Source organism: Streptomyces sp. NPDC056296 (assembly GCF_042268605.1).
In the GTDB taxonomy this organism is placed as follows: Bacteria; Actinomycetota; Actinomycetes; order Streptomycetales; family Streptomycetaceae; genus Streptomyces.
On sequence record NZ_JBHJRX010000037.1, the window covers coordinates 1 to 18,808 of the forward strand.

Below are 18,808 nucleotides of genomic sequence, written 5' to 3' on the forward strand. Positions count from 1 at the left end.
TCGAAGCCGTCACGCCTCAACCCGCTGTTGCCGCAGCGGCATGACCTGGTCACAAGGCGTCACCACCCCGGCTTGACACCATGATTGGGAATCTCTTTACTTTTCCAGGACCGTATCAAGGGCCTTGCGCTGGAGTTCGGCGAGTTCCGTGCAGCCGGCGGCGGCGAGGTCGAGGAGGGCGTTGAGTTCGTCGCGGTCGAAGGGTTCGGCCTCGGCGGTGCCCTGGACCTCGACGAAGCGGCCGTCGCCGGTGCAGACGACGTTCATGTCGGTGTCGGCGCGGACGTCTTCCTCGTAGCGGAGGTCGAGGAGGGGGGTGCCGTCGACGATGCCGACGGAGACGGCGGAGACGGTGCCGGTGAGGGGCTTGCGGCTGGGGCGGATCAGCTTGTTGGCCTGGCCCCACGTAATGGCGTCGGCCAGTGCGACGTAGGCACCGGTGATCGCTGCCGTGCGGGTGCCGCCGTCGGCCTGGAGGACATCGCAGTCCAGGACGATGGTGGTTTCACCCAGTGCCTTGTAGTCGATGACCGCGCGCAGGGAGCGGCCGATGAGGCGGCTGATCTCGTGGGTGCGGCCGCCGATGCGGCCCTTGACGGACTCGCGGTCGCCGCGGGTGTTGGTGGCGCGGGGGAGCATGGCGTATTCGGCGGTGACCCAGCCTTCGCCGCTGCCCTTGCGCCAGCGGGGGACGCCTTCGGTGACGGAGGCGTTGCAGAGGACTTTGGTGTCGCCGAAGGAGACGAGGACGGAGCCTTCGGCGTGCTTGCTCCAGCCGCGTTCGATGGTGACGGGGCGGAGCTGCTGGGGGGTGCGGCCGTCGATTCGTGACATGCGGGTGAGCCTAGCGGGCGCACGGGTAGGGGCCCGTCCCGTGGGGGAGGGGCCCCTGGACGCACTCGGCGTCTTTACATCATGTCTTCGATCTCGGCGGCGATCGGGTCGGCGTCGGTGCCGATGACGACCTGGATGGCGGTGCCCATCTTGACGACGCCGTGGGCGCCGGCGGCCTTGAGGGCGGCTTCGTTGACCAGCGCGGGGTCGTTGACCTCGGTGCGGAGGCGGGTGATGCAGCCCTCGATCTCGTCGATGTTGTCGATGCCGCCGAGGCCGGCGACGATCTTCTCAGCCTTGCTGGCCATGTTCTTTCTCCCTGATCCGAGCCGCTTTGTGGCAGTAACCCACAGTTGGCCCATCTTCGCGAGCCATCGTGGGGCCTGTGTCGAATGATGGCGTCACGGCGGCGGAGCCGTCTGTCAACTGGTCTACACCAGTGTACCGGCGACCGGATGGAGACCGGATGAGTGCCGACAGCGGGGTCAGCCCTGCTCGTGCCCGCTGGAACACGGCGTTCCAGGGGTTGCAGAAGATGGGTCGCAGTCTTCAGTTGCCCATCGCGGTCCTGCCCGCCGCGGGCATTCTCAATCGGCTCGGGCAGCCGGATGTCTTCGGGGACGACGGTCTTGGTTGGTCGAACGTCTCGAAGGTGATGATCGGCGCGGGTGGCGCGCTGCTGGACGGTTCGCTGGGGCTGCCGCTGCTGTTCTGTGTGGGCGTGGCCATCGGGATGGCGAAGAAGGCGGACGGTTCGACGGCGCTGGCGGCGGTGGCGGGGTTCCTCGTCTACTTCAATGTGCTGCGGCAGTTTCCGGAGGACTGCCCGGAGGGTTCGGAGGCGGTGCCGCAGATCGGGTGCCAGTTGACGGACGGGTCGGGGACGGTGACGGCGTTCACGTTCCAGAACCCGGGGGTGTTCGGCGGCATCGTGATGGGGCTGCTGACGGCCTATTTCTGGCAGCGGTTCCATCGGACGAAGCTGGTGGACTGGCTCGGGTTCTTCAACGGGCGCCGGCTGGTGCCGATCATCATGGCGTTCGTGGCGATCGCCTTCGCGGCGCTGTGCCTGTGGGTGTGGCCGCCGATCGGTGACGCGCTGGAGAGCTTCAGCGACTGGCTGACGGGGCTGGGCGCGTGGGGTGCGGGTGTGTTCGGGCTGGCGAACCGGGCGTTGCTGGTGATCGGCCTGCATCAGTTCCTGAACGTGCCGATGTGGTTCCAGTTCGGTTCGTACACGAAGCCGGACGGCACGGTGGTGCACGGCGACATCAACATGTTCCTGGCGGGCGATCCGAATGCGGGTCAGTTCACCTCGGGCTTCTTCCCGATCATGATGTTCGCGCTGCCGGCGGCGGCGTTGGCGATCACCCACTGCGCGAAGCCGCACCGGCGCAAGGAGGTCGGCGGTCTGATGCTGTCGGTGGCGCTGACGTCGTTCGTGACGGGGATCACGGAGCCGCTGGAGTACTCGTTCCTGTTCATCGCTCCGGTGCTGTACGCGGTGCACGCGGTGCTGACGGGTGTGTCGATGGCGGTGACGTGGGCGCTGGGCGTGAAGGACGGGTTCAGTTTCTCGGCGGGGCTGATCGACTACGTCATCAACTGGAACCTGGCGACCAGACCGTGGCTGATCATTCCGATCGGTCTGGTGTTCGCGGTGGTGTACTACGTGGTCTTCCGGTTCGCGATCACGAAGTTCGACCTGAAGACGCCGGGTCGGGAGCCGGAGGACGAGGTGGAGGACGTCACGAAGGTGTAGACCTCACGCACCCTCACGTACGCTTTGACCGTGGTCTCGCGAAGGCCCCCGGACCGACCGTCCGGGGGCCTTCGGCACGCCCTCGCGGGGCCCTGGCCTGGGAGCTTGATCGGGTACTGCGCGTAGTGCCTCCGTCGCGGAATCACGGGTTCCTTACGCGGCCTTCATCGTGCTACAACAGGTCTACACCACTGAGTGGTGTAGACCACCACCCGATGGAGGAAGTATGAGCACCGCCACCGACAAGGCGGCCCCCGCAAAGAAGCGGGGATCTGGTCTTTTCCAGGGTTTGCAGAAGGTCGGCCGCAGCCTGCAGCTTCCGATCGCCGTGCTGCCGGCGGCCGGCATCATGGTCCGGCTCGGCCAGGACGACATCTTCGGCAAGGACGGCCTGGGCTGGGACCGCGTCGCCGCCGTCTTCAACAACGCGGGCGGCGCTCTGACCGGCTCGCTGCCGATCCTGTTCTGCATAGGCGTGGCCATCGGCTTCGCCAAGAAGGCGGACGGCTCGACCGCTCTGGCCGCGGTGGTCGGCTTCCTCGTGTACAGCAAGGTCCTGGAGGCCTTCCCGGTCACCGAGGCGGTGGTCAAGCAGGGCGAGGACGTCGCCGCGACGTACAACGACCCGGGTGTCCTCGGCGGCATCATCATGGGTCTGCTCTCCGCCGTACTGTGGCAGCGGTTCCACCGCACCAGGCTGGTGGACTGGCTCGGCTTCTTCAACGGCCGTCGCCTGGTGCCGATCATCATGGCCTTCGTCGGCATCGTGGTCGGTGTCTTCTTCGGTCTGGTCTGGGAGCCCATCGGCACCGGCATCTCCAACTTCGGTGAGTGGATGACCGGCCTCGGCGCCGGTGGCGCGGCCCTGTTCGGCGGCGTGAACCGCGCGCTGATCCCGGTCGGCATGCACCAGTTCGTCAACACCGTGGCCTGGTTCCAGCTCGGCGACTTCACGAACGCCGCCGGTGAGGTCGTGCACGGCGACATCACCCGCTTCCTGGCCGGTGACCCGTCCGCGGGCATCTTCCAGTCGGGCTTCTTCCCGATCATGATGTTCGGTCTGCCGGCCGCCGCGATCGCCATCGCGCACTGCGCCCGCCCGGAGCGCCGCAAGGCCGTGATGGGCATGATGGTCTCCCTGGCCGCGACCTCGTTCGTCACCGGTGTGACCGAGCCGATCGAGTTCTCGTTCATGTTCATCGCGCCGGTCCTGTACGTGCTGCACGCGTTGCTCACCGCCGCCTCGATGGCGATCACCTGGGGCCTGGGTGTGCACGCCGGCTTCAACTTCTCGGCCGGTGCCATCGACTACGCCCTGAACTGGCATCTCGCCACCAAGCCATGGCTGATCATTCCGATCGGTCTGGTGTTCGCGGCGATCTACTACGTGACGTTCCGCTTCGCGATCATCAAGTTCAACCTGAAGACCCCGGGCCGCGAGCCCGAGGAGGAGGTCGAGGACCTCACGAAGGCGTGAGTCCCCGCCGCAGGCAGGCATGACGAGTGCCCCGGAACCGGGAAGGTTCCGGGGCACTCGTCATGTGTCTGTGCGGGGGGGCTAGACCTCGTACACCGCGCCCGCCGCGGCGACCTCCACCGGTCCGTCGTAGACCTCGCGCGCGTCGGCGAGGTTGACCCGGGGGTCGGTCCACGGGGGGATGTGGGTGAGGACCAGGCGGCGGGCGCCGGCGCGGGTGGCGCTCTCGCCCGCCTCGCGGCCGTTGAGGTGCAGGTCGGGGATGTTCTCCTTGCCGTGCGTGAAGGCGGCCTCGCACAGGAACAGGTCGGTGTCGCGGGCGAGTTCGTCCAGTGTGGCGGTGACGCCCGTGTCGCCGGAGTAGGTCAGCGACCTGCCGCCGTGCTCGACGCGGATGGCGTAGGCCTCCACGGGGTGGGCGACGCGTTCGGTGTGCACGGTGAGCGGTCCGACCTCGAAGGTGGACGGCTTGACCGTGTGGAAGTCGAAGACCTCGCTCATGGAGGAGGCGGAGGGGGTGTCGGCATAGGCGGTGGTGAGCCGGTGCTCGGTGCCCTCGGGTCCGTAGACCGGGAGGGGGTCGCAGCGGCCGCCTTCGTGCCGGTAGTAGCGCGCCACGAAGTAGGCGCACATGTCGATGCAGTGGTCGGCGTGCAGGTGGCTGAGGAAGATCGCGTCGAGGTCGTAGAGACCGCAGTGGCGCTGCAACTCGCCGAGGGCACCGTTGCCCATGTCGAGGAGCAGCCGGAAGCCGTCGGCCTCGACGAGGTAGCTCGAGCAGGCCGATTCCGCGGACGGGAACGACCCCGAGCAGCCGACGACGGTGAGCTTCATGAAGCAGAAACCTCCGCTGGCGCGTGTGGAGAGACGGGGGTCGTGCGGTTTGTCGAGCGTAAGGCGCAAAACCTGAGGTCGCTCCTCCACCAGGGGCCGTTGTGGGCGAACTCACCTGCGGTGTCACCGGTTCGGCTGGAAGTGGGGCGCTCGGGGCCATGGAGGGGGCGCGCGGGGGCAGTGCGCGCCGGTACGGTCGTCGGCATGAACACGTCCTGGTGGCTCGCCCTCGCGGCGGTGGTACTGCTCGCGCTCGTCGCCACGGTCGTCGACGGCTGGGGCCGGGGGCGGCGGCCTCCGCGGCCGGGCGGCATCCGGCGTCCGCCGGGTCGGCCCACGGGGCCGAGGGGGCGGGCGGACCGGCCGCGGCCCGCGGAGATCTGGTGGGCGAACGTGCCGTACGAGGACTCCGGCGGCGCGAAGGACCGGCCGTGTCTGGTGATCTCGGTGCGCGGGCGGCGGGTGCTGGTGGCGAAGATCACCAGCCGGTACCGGGACGGACGGGCCGGGGTGATCACGTTGCCGCCGGGCTCGGTCGGGGACGCGCGGGGGCGGACGAGTTTCCTGGAGACCGACGAGTTGCGGGAGGTGCCCGTGCGGGACTTCCGGCGGCGGGTGGGTGTGGTGGACCCGGTCCTGTGGGACCAGGTCCGTCACCTCGCCGAGTGAGCGGTCAGGCCCAGAGCTGGCCCTGGAGGGTGTCGATGGCCTCCTCGGTGGTGGCCGCCGTGTAGACGCCGGTGGAGAGGTACTTCCAGCCGCCGTCGGCGACGACGAAGACGATGTCCGCGCTCTCGCCGACCTTCACCGCCTTCTTCCCGACACCGATCGCGGCGTGCAGGGCGGCGCCGGTGGAGACGCCCGCGAAGATGCCCTCCTGCTGGAGGAGCTCACGGGTGCGGGTGACCGCGTCGGCGGAGCCCACCGAGAAGCGGGTGGTGAGCACGGAGGCGTCGTACAGCTCGGGTACGAAGCCCTCGTCGAGGTTGCGCAGGCCGTATACCAGGTCGTCGTAGCGCGGTTCGGCGGCGACGATCTTCACGTCGGGCTTGTTCTCGCGCAGGAAGCGGCCGACGCCCATGAGAGTGCCCGTGGTGCCGAGGCCGGCCACGAAGTGGGTGATGGAGGGCAGGTCGGCGAGGATCTCCGGGCCGGTGCCGGCGTAGTGGGCGCCGGCGTTGTCCGGGTTGCCGTACTGGTAGAGCATCACCCAGTCCGGGTGCTCGGCGGAGAGCTCCTTGGCGACCCGTACGGCGGTGTTGGAGCCGCCCGCGGCCGGGGAGGAGATGATCTCCGCGCCCCACATCGCGAGCAGGTCCCGGCGCTCCTGGGAGGTGTTCTCGGGCATCACGCAGACGATGCGGTAGCCCTTGAGCTTGGCGGCCATGGCGAGCGAGATGCCGGTGTTGCCGGAGGTGGGCTCCAGGATGGTGCAGCCCGGGGTGAGGCGGCCGTCCTTCTCCGCCTGCTCGACCATGTGGAGCGCGGGGCGGTCCTTGATCGAGCCGGTCGGGTTGCGGTCCTCCAGCTTGGCCCAGACGCGGACGTCGTCGGACGGCGAGAGCCGCGGCAGGCGCACCAGGGGGGTGTTGCCCACCGCGGCCAGCGGGGAGTCGTAGCGCATCGCCGATCAGGCCATACCGCCGGCGACGGCCGGCAGGATCGTGATGCTGTCGCCGTCGGTGAGCTTGGTGTCGATGCCGTCCAGGAAGCGGACGTCCTCGTCGTTCAGGTAGACGTTGACGAAGCGGCGCAGCTGGTCGCCGTCCACAATGCGGGCCTGGATGCCCGTGTGCCGGGTCTCGAGGTCGGTGAAGAGCTCGGCGAGGGTGTCCCCGGTGCCCTCCACCGCCTTCTGGCCGTCGGTGTACTGGCGGAGGATGGTCGGGATGCGGACCTCGATGGCCATGGCTGAGGGCTCCTGTCGGAAGGTGTCGTGGGTTCGGTGGGGCGCGCGGCGGCACGCGGCAGCCCGCCGCGGCACACGGCCGTACGGCGGCAGCGGAGGATCAACAGATGGCGCTGTTCAGCCTGCACAGGTCGACGTGCAGGCGCGCCACGAGCAGCGTGCCCGGCGCCTTTTCGCTCACGTCGAGAAGAACCATGGGGTCATCGTATCGATTCCCGGTCCGGCATTCGGAGTGTGATCTCACCTGCTGGACGTTTCCCGTCCGCCCTGTGGTATCAGTACGCCTCCACGACCTTGACCTCCTCCTCGGTCACCTCTCCCTCCACGATCCGGAACGACCGGAACTGGAAGTCGCCGGCGCCGTCGGTGTCCGCCGTGGAGACCAGGACGTAGTGGGCGCCGGGCTCGTTGGCGTAGGTGAGGTCGGTGCGGGAGGGGTACGCCTCGGTGGCCGTGTGGGAGTGGTAGATGACCGCCGGCTCCTCGTCGCGGTCGTCCATCTCCCGGTAGAGCTTGAGCAGGTCCTGCGAGTCGAACTCGTAGAAGGTCGGCGAGCGGGCGGCGTTCAGCATCGGGATGAACCGCTCGGGGCGGCCCTCGCCCACGGGGCCGGCCACCACGCCGCACGCCTCGTCGGGGTGGTCCTCGCGCGCGTGGGCGACGATCTGGTCGTACAGGGCCTGGGTGATGGTCAGCATGCGGCCCAGCATAAGCAGGGGGCCACCCCGTACCGGTGGGTGGTACGAGGCGGCCCACATGCTGGACGCCCTGAGCGGTGGCCGGTGAGGATGCCACGAGCATCCCCGGTGACCGGACGTCCCGAATGCGCGAGAACGCGCAGGTCAGACGATCTTCTCCAGCTCCGGCTCGCCGCGCCGCTCGGTGATGTCCGGGTTGCGGCTCTTGAGCACGGCCCAGCCGATGCCGAGCGCGGCGGCCCAGCCGGCCATCACGTACAGACAGACGCGGGCGTCGGCGTCGTAGGCGATCAGGCAGGTGACGAAGAGCAGGAAGGCGATGGCGATGTAGGAGCACACCGAGCCGCCCGGCGCCGGGAAGGAGGAGGCGGGCAGGCGGCCCGCGACGACCTTGCGGCGGTAGCGGACGTGGCTGATCAGGATCATCAGCCACGTCCAGATGCCGGCGGCGGTGGCGATGGAGGTGACGTAGCCGAAGGCCTTCTCCGGGACGACGTAGTTCAGGACCACGCCGATGCCCATGAAGATCACCGAGATGCCGATGCCGATGGCCGGGGTCTTGGTCGACGACAGCCGGTTGAAGACCCTGGGCGCCTCGCCGTTGTCCGCGAGGGTGCGCAGCATGCGGCCCGTGGAGTACATGCCGGAGTTACAGGACGACAGGGCGGCGGTGAGCACGACGAAGTTGACGATGCCGGCGCCGGCCGGGATGCCGATGACCGTGAAGGCCTCCACGAAGGGGCTGACGCCCTCGGCGAACTCCGTCCACTTCACCACGGCCAGGATGACGGTGAGGGCGCCGACATAGAAGAGGGCGATGCGCCAGGGCAGGGTGTTGATCGCCTTGGGGAGGGTCTTCTCGGGGTTCTCCGACTCGCCGGCGGTGACGCCGACCAGTTCGACGGCGAGGTAGGCGAACATGACGCCCTGGAGGGTCATCAGGGACGAGCCGATGCCCTTGGGGAAGAAGCCGTCGAAGGCCCACAGGTTGGAGACGGCGGCGGTGTCGCCGGCCTGGCTGAAGCCGAGGGTGAGGACGCCGATGCCGATCACGATCATGCCGATGATGGCGGTGACCTTGACCATCGAGAACCAGAACTCGATCTCGCCGAACAGCTTCACCGAGATCAGGTTGGCCACGAACAGCAGGACCAGGAAGACCAGGGCGGAGACCCATTGCGGGATGTCCGGGAACCAGTAGTGGATGTAGATGGCGGCGGCGGTGAGTTCCGCCATGCCGGTGACCACCCACATCAGCCAGTACGTCCAGCCGGTGAAGTAGCCGAAGAAGGGGCCGAGGAACTCGCGCGAGTACTCGGCGAAGGAGCCGGAGACCGGTCGGTAGAGCAGGAGTTCGCCGAGCGCCCGCATGATGAAGAAGATGATCACGCCCGCGAGGGCGTACATGAGGATGATGCTGGGGCCGGCCTTGGCGATGTTGGCCCCGGCGCCCAGGAAGAGCCCGACGCCGATGGCGCCGCCGATCGCGATCATCTGGACCTGGCGGCTGTTGAGCCCGCGCTCGTAGCCCTCTTCGGGGGCCTTGTCCGTGTCGACCTGCGCAGAGGTCATGTGTGATGCGCCTTTCTCCATGCCGACCCGGGCCTTGCGTCGGCCTCGGATCGGGTCTCGATCCCCCCGGATGATGGAGTGAGCAGGCCTCACATCCCGCTCGGTGCCTGGCCGGCGGTCCGCCGGCTCGGTGGCGCACCCGGCCGAACATTCGGGTGGTGTTCGGCGGGCGGTCGTGAAGATTTACCACGACGGCGAGGTGGATCACAGGGCGGTCATGTGACGCACGGCACAGACATACCCGGACAGAAGGCGCCCGAGATGGGCGAAGGGGGGTAACTCCTTGACGGGATCATTACCCGGATTTGAGGCTCCGCTGAGCGGACACGAAGGGTGGTCGTACCGCCTCGTTCAGGGCATAAGGGTCGCGACGAGCGACTCCTGGAGCCCGCCGAGCCACAGGTACGCCATCACCATCGGCTTGCGCGGGTCCTCGTCCGGGAGCCGGTAGAGCAGGTCGGTGTCGTCCTCGTCGGCGATCTCCAGCCGGGAACCGATCGCCAGGCGCAGGTCGTTCAGGGCGCTCAGCCACTGCCGGGACTCCTCCACCGACAGCTTCAGCACCGCCCCGTCCTCGCCCGCGGCCGCGGAGGTGAGCGTGTCCAGGGTGCGGATCACCGCGAGCGCGTTGTCGCGCTTGCCGGCGCGCAGGTCGTTCTCGGTGTAGCGGCGGAACTCGGCGGAGTGCGCCCGCTGCTCCTCGGCCTCCTTGGCCTGCGGTGTGCCCTCGGGGTCGCCGTAGGCGTCCGGGAAGAGGCGCCGCAGCACCGGGTCCGAGGGCGGTTCGCTCGGGCCGTCGGCGAAGAGCTCGGCGAGCGGGTCGTCGGAGGCGTCCTCGGCGGGGCCGGGACCGATCAGCTCCAGGAGCTGCACGGCCAGGGACCGGATGATGGAGATCTCGACGTCGTCGAGGGCGACGGCCGCACCGCCGCCGGGGAGTGGTTCGAATTGTCCGGGCATGAAGGCGATTCAGCTACTTCCGTCCTGCGGGCGGGCGTGGGTCATTTCCGGTCCTGCTGGAGGGTGGCCCACAGACCGTAGCCGTGCATGGCCTGGACATCCCGTTCCATCTCCTCGCGCGAGCCGCTGGAGACGACCGCCCGGCCCTTGTGGTGGACGTCCTTCATGAGCTTGGTGGCCTTCTCCTTCGAGTAGCCGAAGTACGACTGGAAGACGTACGTCACGTAGCTCATGAGGTTGACGGGGTCGTTGTGGACGATCGTCAGCCAGGGCACGTCGGGCTCGGGTACGGCGAAGACCTCCTCCGCCGATTCGGTCTTCTCGATCTCCATGGGTGCGGCTGCCGTCACATGGCCCATGCTGCCACCACAGGGGGGCACTCGCACAAACGGGCCTGTGGGCCATGCCACGGAACCACAAATCGTCAGACTGACGAAATGGGGGTAGCATCCTCGTCATGAACACAGCGGACCTTGGGCTGCCGGTGGACGTTCCCTCGACGGCGCTCTTCACGGACCAGTACGAGCTGACCATGCTCCGAGCCGCCCTGAAGGCGGGCACGGCCGGGCGGCGGAGCGTGTTCGAGGTCTTCACGCGCCGACTGCCCAACGGGCGCCGCTACGGCGTCGTGGCGGGCACCGGGCGGGTGCTGGACGCGGTGGAGAACTTCCGCTTCGACGCGGACGTCCTGCGCTTCCTGCGCGAGAAGGACATCGTCGACGAGGAGACCCTCGACTGGCTCGCCGAGTACCGCTTCGGCGGCGACATCTGGGGCTACCCCGAGGGCGAGGTGTACTTCCCGGGCTCGCCGATCATGCGGGTCGAGGGGTCCTTCGGCGAGTGCGTGCTGCTGGAGACGGTGATCCTCTCCATCCTCAACCACGACTCGGCGATCGCCGCCGCCGCCTCCCGGATGGCCTCCGCCGCCGGGGACCGTCCGCTGATCGAGATGGGCGCCCGCCGCACCCACGAGCTGGCCGCCGTCGCCGCCGCCCGCTCCGCCTACGTCGGCGGCTTCGCGACCACCTCCGATCTGGCCGCGGGCTTCCGCTACAACATCCCCACCGTCGGCACCTCGGCCCACGCCTTCACCCTGCTGCACGACAACGAGCGGGACGCCTTCCGGGCCCAGGTGGACGCGCTCGGCCGGGACACCACGCTCCTCGTGGACACCTACGACGTCGCCGAGGCCGTCCGTACGGCCGTGGAGATCGCCGGTCCTGAGCTGGGCGCCGTGCGCATCGACTCCGGCGACCTGCTGCTGGTCGCCCACCGGGTGCGGCAGCAGCTGGACGAGCTGGGCGCCACGGAGACGAAGATCGTCGTGACCTCGGACCTGGACGAGTACGCCATCGCCTCGCTGGCGGCGGCGCCCGTGGACGCGTACGGCGTCGGAACGCAGCTGGTGACCGGGTCCGGGCACCCGACGGCCTCGATGGTCTACAAGCTGGTCGCCCGCGCGCAGTCCGGTGCGGACGGGGCGCCGCTGGTGCCGGTGGCGAAGAAGTCCAGTGGCGGCAAGACGTCGATCGGCGGACGCAAGTGGGCCGCCCGGCGGCTGGACGGCTACGGCTACGCCGAGGCCGAGGTGGTCGGCACCGGGCCGGTGCCCGAGGACCTCACCGACCGGCAGCTCCTGGTCGAGCTGGTCAAGGGCGGTGCGGTCGTCGCCCGCGAGCCGCTGGACGCCGCCCGGGACCGCCACGCGGCCGCCCGCGCCAACCTCCCGCTGTCCGCCACGCAGCTCTCCCGAGGGGAACCCGTCATTCCGACGGAGTACGTGCACGGGGGCTCGGGTAGCTAAAGCTGGTGCCCCTCAACCTCACATCGGACCCAGTCGAAGGACACCGACCATGCGCCGCGCCTTGATCGTCGTAGACGTGCAGAACGACTTCTGCGAGGGGGGCAGCCTCGCGGTGTCCGGCGGTGCCGACGTGGCCGCCGCCATCACCGAGCTGATCGGGCAGGCGCCCGCCGGCTACCGCCACGTCGTGGCCACCCGCGACCACCACGTCGCGCCGGGCGGCCACTTCGCCGACAACCCCGACTACGTCCACTCCTGGCCCGCGCACTGCGTCGCCGGCACGGAGGGCGTCGGCTTCCACCCGAACTTCGCCCCCGCCGTCGCGTCCGGCGCGATAGACGCCGTCTTCGACAAGGGGGCCTACTCGGCGGCCTACAGCGGCTTCGAGGGCGCCGACGAGAACGGCACGGCCCTCGCCGACTGGCTGCGGGCCCGGGAGATCGACGAGGTCGACGTCGTGGGCATCGCCACCGACCACTGCGTGCGGGCCACCGCCCTGGACGCCGCCCGCGAGGGCTTCCGTACGCAGGTGCTGCTCGACCTGACCGCCGGGGTGGCCGCGGAGACCACCGAGCGGGCACTGGAGGAGCTGCGGGAGGCGGGCGTGGAGCTGTCCGGGAAGCCGGTCGTGCAGTAGCTCCGGGAGTCGGTCGTCCAGTAGCTCCGGGAGCCGGTCGTCCAGTAGGCCCGGGAGTCGGTCGTCCAGTAGCTCCGGGAGCCGGTCGTCCAGTAGGCCCGGGAACCGGTCGTCCAGTAGCTCCGGGAACCGGTCGTCCAGTAGCCCCGGGAGCCGGTCACGTCTGTGCCGTCGGGCGTCTGAGCAGCGCCCGGATCGGGTGCCACAGCTCCTGGACGAGGTCCGGGCCGCCCACGGCGCCGGCCACCGGTGCCGTGCGCCATATGAGGCCGTCCGGGTGGTGCAGGACCGCCGTGATCTCGTCCGGGGTCGGCGGGGCGGCGTTGCCCCGCAGGTAGACCGCGCGCAGTCCCAGGTTGCGCAGCCTGGTCAGGGCGCGCGCCCGGTTCTGGGCGTGGACGAGGAAGCGCACGCTGCCCTCCGGAGCGGCGGGGCTGGGCAGGTTCAGTGCCACGACCACCGTGCCGTTCGGCAGCTTGCAGAAGCCTCCTGCGGCCATGCGCTCATACCCCCGTGTCAGCCGGCATAGGTCCGGGTGTCGGACCAGGTGTCAATAAGAGAACCACAGGACGCACCTAAACACGGATCGGCGGCGACCCGCCAGGGGGTCACCGCCGATCATGCTCTGACCTGGGCAGATGCTATTTACCTGCCCGCGGAGCCGACCTCCAGCTCGATCGTCGAGCCGTTCCTGGCCTCCTTGAGAATCTTGATCTTCGTGTTGGTGTCAGTGATCTTGACGCCGCCGGTCGGGTTCGACTCGTCGTAGTAGTCGTTCTTGCGGTCGTTGAAGACCGAGACGCCCTTCGAGCCCGGGAAGTACTTCGCCACGTCCGCCTTGTGCAGCGTGACGGCGTCCGTGCGGTAGCGGCTGAACGGCGAGTCGTACGACTGGACGCGGTTGCGCAGCAGGGTGCCGTCCTTCCACTTCATCGCGGTCGGGTGCGAGTCGACGGGCAGGACGAGACCGGTGCCGGGGTGCTGGCTGGTGTTGTTGTCCGCCTGGGAGGTGTCCCACTTCCAGATCAGCAGGCCGTTCTGGTACGCGTAGTGCTCCACCCAGTTCGGGCGCTCCGTGAAGCCGAAGTTGTACGGGCCGGTCTTCAGCGTCTTGTCGTACGACACGTACTGCCGGTTCTCGGCGATGTAGTACTGCGCGTAGTCCTTGGTGAAGGAGGCGCCGACGCGGGAGAAGCCGGTGGCCGTCCAAGCGGCGTCCGCGGTCTCGGCGTTGTCGGTGAAGAGCGCCTCGCCGTCCGCGGTGACCTTGATGGCGTCGGCCGTGAAGCCCTTCTGGGCCACGCCGCCGTCGGTCTGGTAGCGGAAGCGGAGGTCGATCTTCTTGCCGGCGTAGGCGTCGAGGTTGTACGCGAACTTCGTGTACGCGTCGAGCGTGCCGTGCAGGGCCGGCTTGTCGGCGGCGTCGCGCGGGATCGGCTGACCGTCCACCGTGCCGTCGACCGCGGTCCAGTTGGCGCCGCCGTCGGTGGAGACCTCGGTGTAGAGGTAGTCGTAGTTGGCCTCGATGTCGTACCAGCCGTCGAAGGTCAGCTCGGCCTTCGACCTGCCGGTGAGGTCGACCGAACGGCTCAGCGTGTTCTTGAGGTTGTCACCGCTGCCGCTCCACCACTGGGTCTTGCCCTCGGCCGGGGTGGTGATCTCGGTGGTGACCGCCTTCTTCGGCAGCTCGACGACGAGGCCCTGCTTGTGCTTGGTGTTGTACTCCGCCAGGCCCAGCTTGTGCCAGGAGTTGACCCCGGCCTTGGCGGTGTCGTAGTTCAGCCAGCCGAGCTGGAGCTTGTCCCAGGCGGTCATGTCGCCGGGCAGGTCGCCGATCTCGCCTCGACCGGTGCCGAGCCAGGAGCCGGACGACATCAGCGTCCAGAAGCCGGTGGAGTTGTCGCCGCCCGCGGTGTCGTAGTGGTCCGGCAGACCGAGGTCGTGGCCGTACTCGTGGGCGTAGACGCCGAGGCCGCCGTTCTCCGGCTGGATGGTGTAGTCGCCGACCCAGACACCGGTGGAGCCGATCTGCGAGCCGCCGAGCTTGTTCTGCTCGGGGCCGGTGGCGCCGGCGTCGGTGCCGAAGGCGTACCAGCGGTGGGCCCAGATCGCGTCGGTGCCCTGGGCGCCGCCGCCCGCGGACTCGTCCTCGCCCGCGTGCACGATCTGGAAGTGGTCGATGTAGCCGTCGGGCTCGTTGAAGTCGCCGTCGCCGTCGAAGTCGTAGCGGTCCCACTCGTCGAAGCGGGCGGCGTCGGCCTTGATCTGGGCGTCGGTGCGGCCGGCCGCCTTCTGCTGCTCGACCCAGGCGTTCAGGCCGTCGCTGACGACGTTCCACACGCTCGGGCAGTTGGTGTCGCCGCAGGCGTTGTTGCCGTACCGGGCCTCGTTGTAGTCGACCTTGACCCAGTCGGAGACCTCGCCCTCGACCGAGTAGCGGCCGGAGGACTGCTTCTCGTAGTACGTCTTGACCGAGTTGACGCCCTTGCCGGAACCGAAGTACAGGTCCTCGAAGTGCTGCTGGTCGTAGTCCTCCTTCCAGGCCGTGGAGTTGTCGGTCTTCCGGTTGGGCTTGGCTATCTGGTTGTGCAGCGGGCCCGCGTCGCCGCCGTAACGGCTGTCGATCTTGTCCCCGAACTCGACCAGGATGGTGAAGATCTTGTCGGTCTTCTCCCGGCCCAGCTCGACGTACTTGGCGTCGCCCTTCTTGCTCTTGAGCTGAACGACGTTGGAGCCGTCCTTCTTCTTCACCGAGGCCTTGCCGGATATGACCTGGTTGAGGGCTTCCTCCCGCTGGGCCTCCTGAGTGTCGCTCATGGGGCCCTTGAGGTCATGGGAGTCCATGCCCTTCTCGGGGTGCGGGTCGTGCCGGTCCACGGCTTCCGGCCGGGCCGGCGAGTCCGCCTGCGCCACGCCGGCCGCGGAGAGCGTGGCGGTGGCGGCGGCTAGTGCGACGGTGGTCGCCGCCGTTCTGAACTTCCAGGATCTGCTGGTCACTTGAGTTCCTCCCCCGCGTCCACGCGCGCGGATGGGGGGACAAGGACATGGCAAAGTCCGCGCACACGTGTTCAACGCGTGTAGTCAAGTGACGACATTTGACTAGAGGTTCACCGGAAAAGACAGACCTTGACTTGAGCAGAACAAGTGCACTATGCGGAGCCGAGGTTCGCTTTGCGGACACCGAATCGTGACCGTTGTGGTCGCGGTGGCCGCCGTGGCGCCCTCCGACGGGCGCGCGGGACCGTCCACTTCCCGGACGTCATGAATCCGTGCGCCCCCCGTGCATCGGTCGTGTCGGTTAGGTCATGCTTACTGCTGGTTCCACTCGGGCACACAGCGGGTTAGAGTCGCTTGGCGGAACGCCCGGAAGCCGGCGGAAAGCCAGGCCGACAGCCGGTCTCACCCCCAGATTGTCTTCCGAGGACACGATGGCCATGCCCCGTCCGACTGCCGCACAGTTCGCCTACGGTTCGTGCACCGTGATCTTCTCGACGCTCGCCATGCTGCTGCTGTCACAGACGAGTTCGGGCCCCGGAATCACCGTCATCGTCGTCGCGGCGCTCGCTCTCGGGCTGCTGGTCGCCATGACGGTCCCCCTGCCCAGGACGCGCACGGTGACCGCCGAGCCGGCCCGCAGGCCGACCGCGGCCCAGGAGCCGGTGCCGGCGGCCCGGGTCTCCGCGGGGGCTCGCGAACCGGCCCGCGGCCGCGCCGCCTGACACTCGTCTTCCAGGGGCTCAGCGGTCTCAGCGGGCGCTGACCACCACCGTCTTGGCGGCCTTGTCGTGCAGGCCCTGCTTGTAGGGCCGGTCGAAGAAGCTCCAGCCGCCCGCGATGATCGTCCAGACACAGGCGCAGCAGAAGGCGAACGGGATCCACAGCACCAGGGCGCGGATGAGCGACGTCTGCACCGAGGGCGTGGCGCCGTTGTCCAGGTTGGCCACGCGCAGGCCGAGCCATTTCTTGCCCAGGGTCTGGCCCGTCTTGGCGGTCATGTAGGTGTCGTAGGCGATGTAGAGCACGGCGGCGATCAGCGACTGCCCGAACGACTTGCCGATCTCGACCTCGTCGCCGTCCACTTGGTACTCCTGGACGTTGAAGGCCCAGCTGAGCAGCCAGACCACGATACCCACGAGGATCATGTCGATGATCCGCGCGAGCGTGCGGCGTCCGCTGTCGGCGAGCGGCGGCATGCCGGCGAGCGGATCGGGGGCGCCGCCGTACGGATCACCGCCGTAGGGTCCGCCTCCGCCGGGGGGCGGGGCGCCGTAAGGTCCGCCGCCACCGGGAGGCGGAGCACCGTAGGGGCCGCCGCCACCGGGAGGCGGGACGCCGTGGGAGCCTCCGCCACCGGGAGGCGGGGGCGGGTTGTCGTACGGCGAGCCCGTGCCGCCCTCGCCGGGGCCGGGTTCCGGGCCCGGCCCAGGGGACGAGGGACGCTTCCTGAACGGGTCGTCTTCCGGCGGCTGCCCGCCGGAGCCGGGGGGCGGTTCACTGCTCATGGCCCGAGTCGACCGCGAACCTCCCGACGGCGCATCCGGCGAGCCGCCGTCCGGAGTACGGGGGCCTCCGGCGGCGGGGCCGAGGGTTCGTCGCGGTCGGCTGCGGGTGGGTGGGGGCTGGTCGCGCAGTTCCCCGCGCCCCTTATGGGGCGCGTCCACTGCACGCGCCTCAAGGGGCGCCCCGCCTCCCGCCGAGCTAGCCCGCGACGAACGTGCGGGACGCCTTGTCGTGCCAGCACTGGTGCCACGGGCGGTCGAACAGGCACCACGCGACGCCGACCACGCCCACGACCAACAGGCCGGGGACGCTGTACACCAGCCAGCGGCGCAGGGCCGCGCCGAAGGACGGGGGCTCGTGGGCCTCGATGTCCCGCACCTCCAGGCCGAGCAGCTTCTTGCCCAGGGTGCGGCCCCACTTGGCGGTGGGCAGCGCCTCGTAGACGACGCCGAAGAGCAGCAGGACGGCCAGGACGATGCCGAGGTACGTGGACGTCGTGCCGTCGAGCAGCCATACCGTGACGGTCTCGCCGGAGAGCTTGGCCTCGTCGATCTTTCCGTTGACGTGGTCGAGCGCCTTGCCGCCGAGGGGTACGGCGGCCACGGCGGTGACGCCCGCGAGGACCACGGTGTCGATCAGCCGGGCGGCCAGCCGCTTGCCGAGCCCGGCGGGGCGGGCCGCCGCCTGGCGCCGGGCGGCGGCCTGGAACACGTCCTCGACCGGCGGCTTCCAGGGCGCGACGGGCTGCTCGTCCCCGCCGGCACCGGCGAGCCGGTGCACCTGCTGCGCCCACGAGGACTGACCGCCGCCGGGGCCGGGCGCGAGCGGGGCCGAGGCGGCGGGCTGCTGCGGCGAGGCGGCAGGCAGGGGGGCGGCGGGCTGCGGGGTGGCGGGCTGCGGGGCGGCGGCCTGGTGGGGGACGGCTGGGCCGCCCGTCTGCTGCGGACCGGCAGGGGCGGCGGGCGCGGGGGCCTGCGTGGCCGCCGCTCGGGCGGCGGCGGCCTTCCCGGCGTTGAAGCCGGGGCCGCCGGCGCGCGGGGAGATCGCGCGGAAGGTCATGGTGCCCTCGTCGGCGGCGGCACCGCCGTCCGAGGCACCCGAGGCCTGGGCGCCCTGGGCGCCCTGGGCGCCCTGGGACCCGGCCGTCGGGCGCCGGAAGACGAAGGTGTTGCCCGACCCGGCCTCCGCCTCGCCGGACGCGGTCCCCTCCGAGGCGCCCGACCGCCCGGAGCGGGCGTCGTCGGCCTGCGCGGACCGGGCGTCGGCGGACCGGCCGCCGCCCGCGGTGCCCCCGGGTACGGAGCCGCCACCGGTGGCCCCGGCCGGGGCGCCACTCGCCGCCCCCGCACCAGCACCAGCACCAGCGGGACCGCCAGAAGCATGCCCGGCATGAGCACCACCCACCGCGCCCGCACCAGCACCAGCACCAGCGGGACCGCCAGAAGCATGCCCGGCATGAGCACCACCCACCGCGCCCGCACCAGCACCAGCAGGTCCGCCAGAAGCATGCCCGGCATGAGCACCACCCACCGCGCCAGCACCAGCACCAGCAGGTCCGCCAGAAGCATGCCCGGCATGAGCACCGCCCACCGCGCCAGCACCAGCACCAGCGGGACCGCCAGGGGCATGCCCGGCCTGGGCGCCACCGCCCACCCCGCCCGCGCCGGAACCCGGCCGGGCCGAGCCGCTGCCCGCGTCGGCGGGGCCGGACTCGGCCGCCGCTCCCCCGGCCGGCCGCGCGCCCTGGGCGTGCGGGACCCTCGGGTCCGCGCCCTGGGCGGTGCCCGGCCAGGCGACGCGGTGGTTCGGATCGTCGGCGAA

The 18,808-nt window shown here is 69.8% G+C and carries 20 protein-coding genes; 6 read left to right on the forward strand and 14 right to left on the reverse strand.

What is annotated here, in order from left to right; all coding sequences use genetic code 11:
- Positions 1 to 96: 96 nt before the first annotated feature.
- Together rph and ACFCZF_RS25600 are read right to left on the reverse strand one after the other, a co-directional pair.
- On the reverse strand, positions 97 to 834 hold the full coding sequence (gene rph / locus ACFCZF_RS25595; RefSeq protein WP_375914663.1) for a ribonuclease PH: 738 nt from the start codon (positions 832 to 834) through the stop codon (positions 97 to 99).
- A 74-nt stretch (positions 835 to 908) separates the two neighbouring features.
- Complete coding sequence (locus ACFCZF_RS25600) at positions 909 to 1,142, reverse strand: glucose PTS transporter subunit EIIB (protein WP_003975905.1); 234 nt, start codon at positions 1,140 to 1,142, stop codon at positions 909 to 911.
- A gap of 158 nt (positions 1,143 to 1,300) precedes the next feature.
- On the opposite strand from ACFCZF_RS25600, the gene ACFCZF_RS25605 reads away from it, so the two are divergent.
- Complete coding sequence (locus ACFCZF_RS25605) at positions 1,301 to 2,596, forward strand: PTS transporter subunit EIIC (RefSeq protein WP_376673688.1); 1,296 nt, start codon at positions 1,301 to 1,303, stop codon at positions 2,594 to 2,596.
- 226 nt (positions 2,597 to 2,822) lie between these two features.
- A complete protein-coding gene (locus ACFCZF_RS25610; RefSeq protein WP_375914660.1) occupies positions 2,823 to 4,073 on the forward strand; it encodes a PTS transporter subunit EIIC in 1,251 nt (416 codons plus the stop codon).
- Between the two features lie 81 nt (positions 4,074 to 4,154).
- On the opposite strand, the gene ACFCZF_RS25615 is transcribed toward ACFCZF_RS25610, so the two are convergent.
- Positions 4,155 to 4,907: an MBL fold metallo-hydrolase gene (locus ACFCZF_RS25615; RefSeq protein WP_376673640.1), complete on the reverse strand. Its 753-nt coding sequence runs from the start codon at positions 4,905 to 4,907 to the stop codon at positions 4,155 to 4,157.
- Between the two features lie 204 nt (positions 4,908 to 5,111).
- On the opposite strand from ACFCZF_RS25615, the gene ACFCZF_RS25620 reads away from it, so the two are divergent.
- Entirely contained in the window at positions 5,112 to 5,576 is a 465-nt protein-coding gene (locus ACFCZF_RS25620) for a type II toxin-antitoxin system PemK/MazF family toxin (protein ID WP_376673641.1), read from the forward strand.
- Positions 5,577 to 5,580: 4 nt separating this feature from the next.
- On the opposite strand, the gene ACFCZF_RS25625 is transcribed toward ACFCZF_RS25620, so the two are convergent.
- The 7 genes from ACFCZF_RS25625 to clpS all read right to left on the reverse strand — a co-directional run bounded on the left by ACFCZF_RS25625 (position 5,581) and on the right by clpS (position 10,405).
- Positions 5,581 to 6,531 (reverse strand): PLP-dependent cysteine synthase family protein, encoded by a 951-nt coding sequence (locus ACFCZF_RS25625; RefSeq protein WP_376673642.1) that lies wholly within the window; start codon positions 6,529 to 6,531, stop codon positions 5,581 to 5,583.
- Positions 6,532 to 6,537: 6 nt separating this feature from the next.
- Entirely contained in the window at positions 6,538 to 6,816 is a 279-nt protein-coding gene (locus ACFCZF_RS25630) for a MoaD/ThiS family protein (RefSeq protein WP_375914649.1), read from the reverse strand.
- Between the two features lie 100 nt (positions 6,817 to 6,916).
- Positions 6,917 to 7,012 (reverse strand): putative leader peptide, encoded by a 96-nt coding sequence (locus ACFCZF_RS25635; protein WP_310873142.1) that lies wholly within the window; start codon positions 7,010 to 7,012, stop codon positions 6,917 to 6,919.
- 79 nt (positions 7,013 to 7,091) lie between these two features.
- Entirely contained in the window at positions 7,092 to 7,514 is a 423-nt protein-coding gene (locus ACFCZF_RS25640; RefSeq protein ID WP_376673643.1) for a Mov34/MPN/PAD-1 family protein, read from the reverse strand.
- 144 nt (positions 7,515 to 7,658) lie between these two features.
- Positions 7,659 to 9,086, reverse strand: a complete 1,428-nt coding sequence (locus tag ACFCZF_RS25645) for an amino acid permease (RefSeq protein ID WP_376673644.1) — start codon at positions 9,084 to 9,086, stop codon at positions 7,659 to 7,661.
- Positions 9,087 to 9,437: 351 nt separating this feature from the next.
- Complete coding sequence (locus tag ACFCZF_RS25650) at positions 9,438 to 10,046, reverse strand: DUF2017 domain-containing protein (protein WP_376673645.1); 609 nt, start codon at positions 10,044 to 10,046, stop codon at positions 9,438 to 9,440.
- A 41-nt stretch (positions 10,047 to 10,087) separates the two neighbouring features.
- Positions 10,088 to 10,405: an ATP-dependent Clp protease adapter ClpS gene (gene clpS / locus ACFCZF_RS25655; protein WP_375914641.1), complete on the reverse strand. Its 318-nt coding sequence runs from the start codon at positions 10,403 to 10,405 to the stop codon at positions 10,088 to 10,090.
- A 98-nt stretch (positions 10,406 to 10,503) separates the two neighbouring features.
- Between clpS and ACFCZF_RS25660 the strand changes: the two genes are divergently transcribed.
- The gene (locus ACFCZF_RS25660) at positions 10,504 to 11,850 is read left to right on the forward strand and encodes a nicotinate phosphoribosyltransferase (protein WP_376673646.1); all 1,347 of its coding nucleotides are present in this window, start codon (positions 10,504 to 10,506) and stop codon (positions 11,848 to 11,850) included.
- 49 nt (positions 11,851 to 11,899) lie between these two features.
- Entirely contained in the window at positions 11,900 to 12,487 is a 588-nt protein-coding gene (locus ACFCZF_RS25665) for a nicotinamidase (protein WP_376673647.1), read from the forward strand.
- Positions 12,488 to 12,644: 157 nt separating this feature from the next.
- Here the strand turns inward: ACFCZF_RS25665 and ACFCZF_RS25670 are convergent, their stop codons facing one another.
- Together ACFCZF_RS25670 and ACFCZF_RS25675 are read right to left on the reverse strand one after the other, a co-directional pair.
- Positions 12,645 to 12,986: a hypothetical protein gene (locus tag ACFCZF_RS25670; RefSeq protein ID WP_121747220.1), complete on the reverse strand. Its 342-nt coding sequence runs from the start codon at positions 12,984 to 12,986 to the stop codon at positions 12,645 to 12,647.
- 146 nt (positions 12,987 to 13,132) lie between these two features.
- The gene (locus ACFCZF_RS25675; protein WP_376673648.1) at positions 13,133 to 15,484 is read right to left on the reverse strand and encodes an immune inhibitor A domain-containing protein; all 2,352 of its coding nucleotides are present in this window, start codon (positions 15,482 to 15,484) and stop codon (positions 13,133 to 13,135) included.
- 437 nt (positions 15,485 to 15,921) lie between these two features.
- Here ACFCZF_RS25675 and ACFCZF_RS25680 point away from each other — a divergent pair, with 437 nt between their 5' ends.
- On the forward strand, positions 15,922 to 16,206 hold the full coding sequence (locus ACFCZF_RS25680) for a hypothetical protein (RefSeq protein WP_375914630.1): 285 nt from the start codon (positions 15,922 to 15,924) through the stop codon (positions 16,204 to 16,206).
- A gap of 27 nt (positions 16,207 to 16,233) precedes the next feature.
- Here the strand turns inward: ACFCZF_RS25680 and ACFCZF_RS25685 are convergent, their stop codons facing one another.
- Together ACFCZF_RS25685 and ACFCZF_RS25690 are read right to left on the reverse strand one after the other, a co-directional pair.
- Complete coding sequence (locus tag ACFCZF_RS25685) at positions 16,234 to 16,989, reverse strand: RDD family protein (protein ID WP_376673649.1); 756 nt, start codon at positions 16,987 to 16,989, stop codon at positions 16,234 to 16,236.
- Between the two features lie 196 nt (positions 16,990 to 17,185).
- Positions 17,186 to 18,517, reverse strand: coding sequence for an RDD family protein (locus tag ACFCZF_RS25690; protein WP_376673689.1), 1,332 nt, complete (start codon positions 18,515 to 18,517; stop codon positions 17,186 to 17,188).
- Positions 18,518 to 18,808 lie beyond the last annotated feature (291 nt).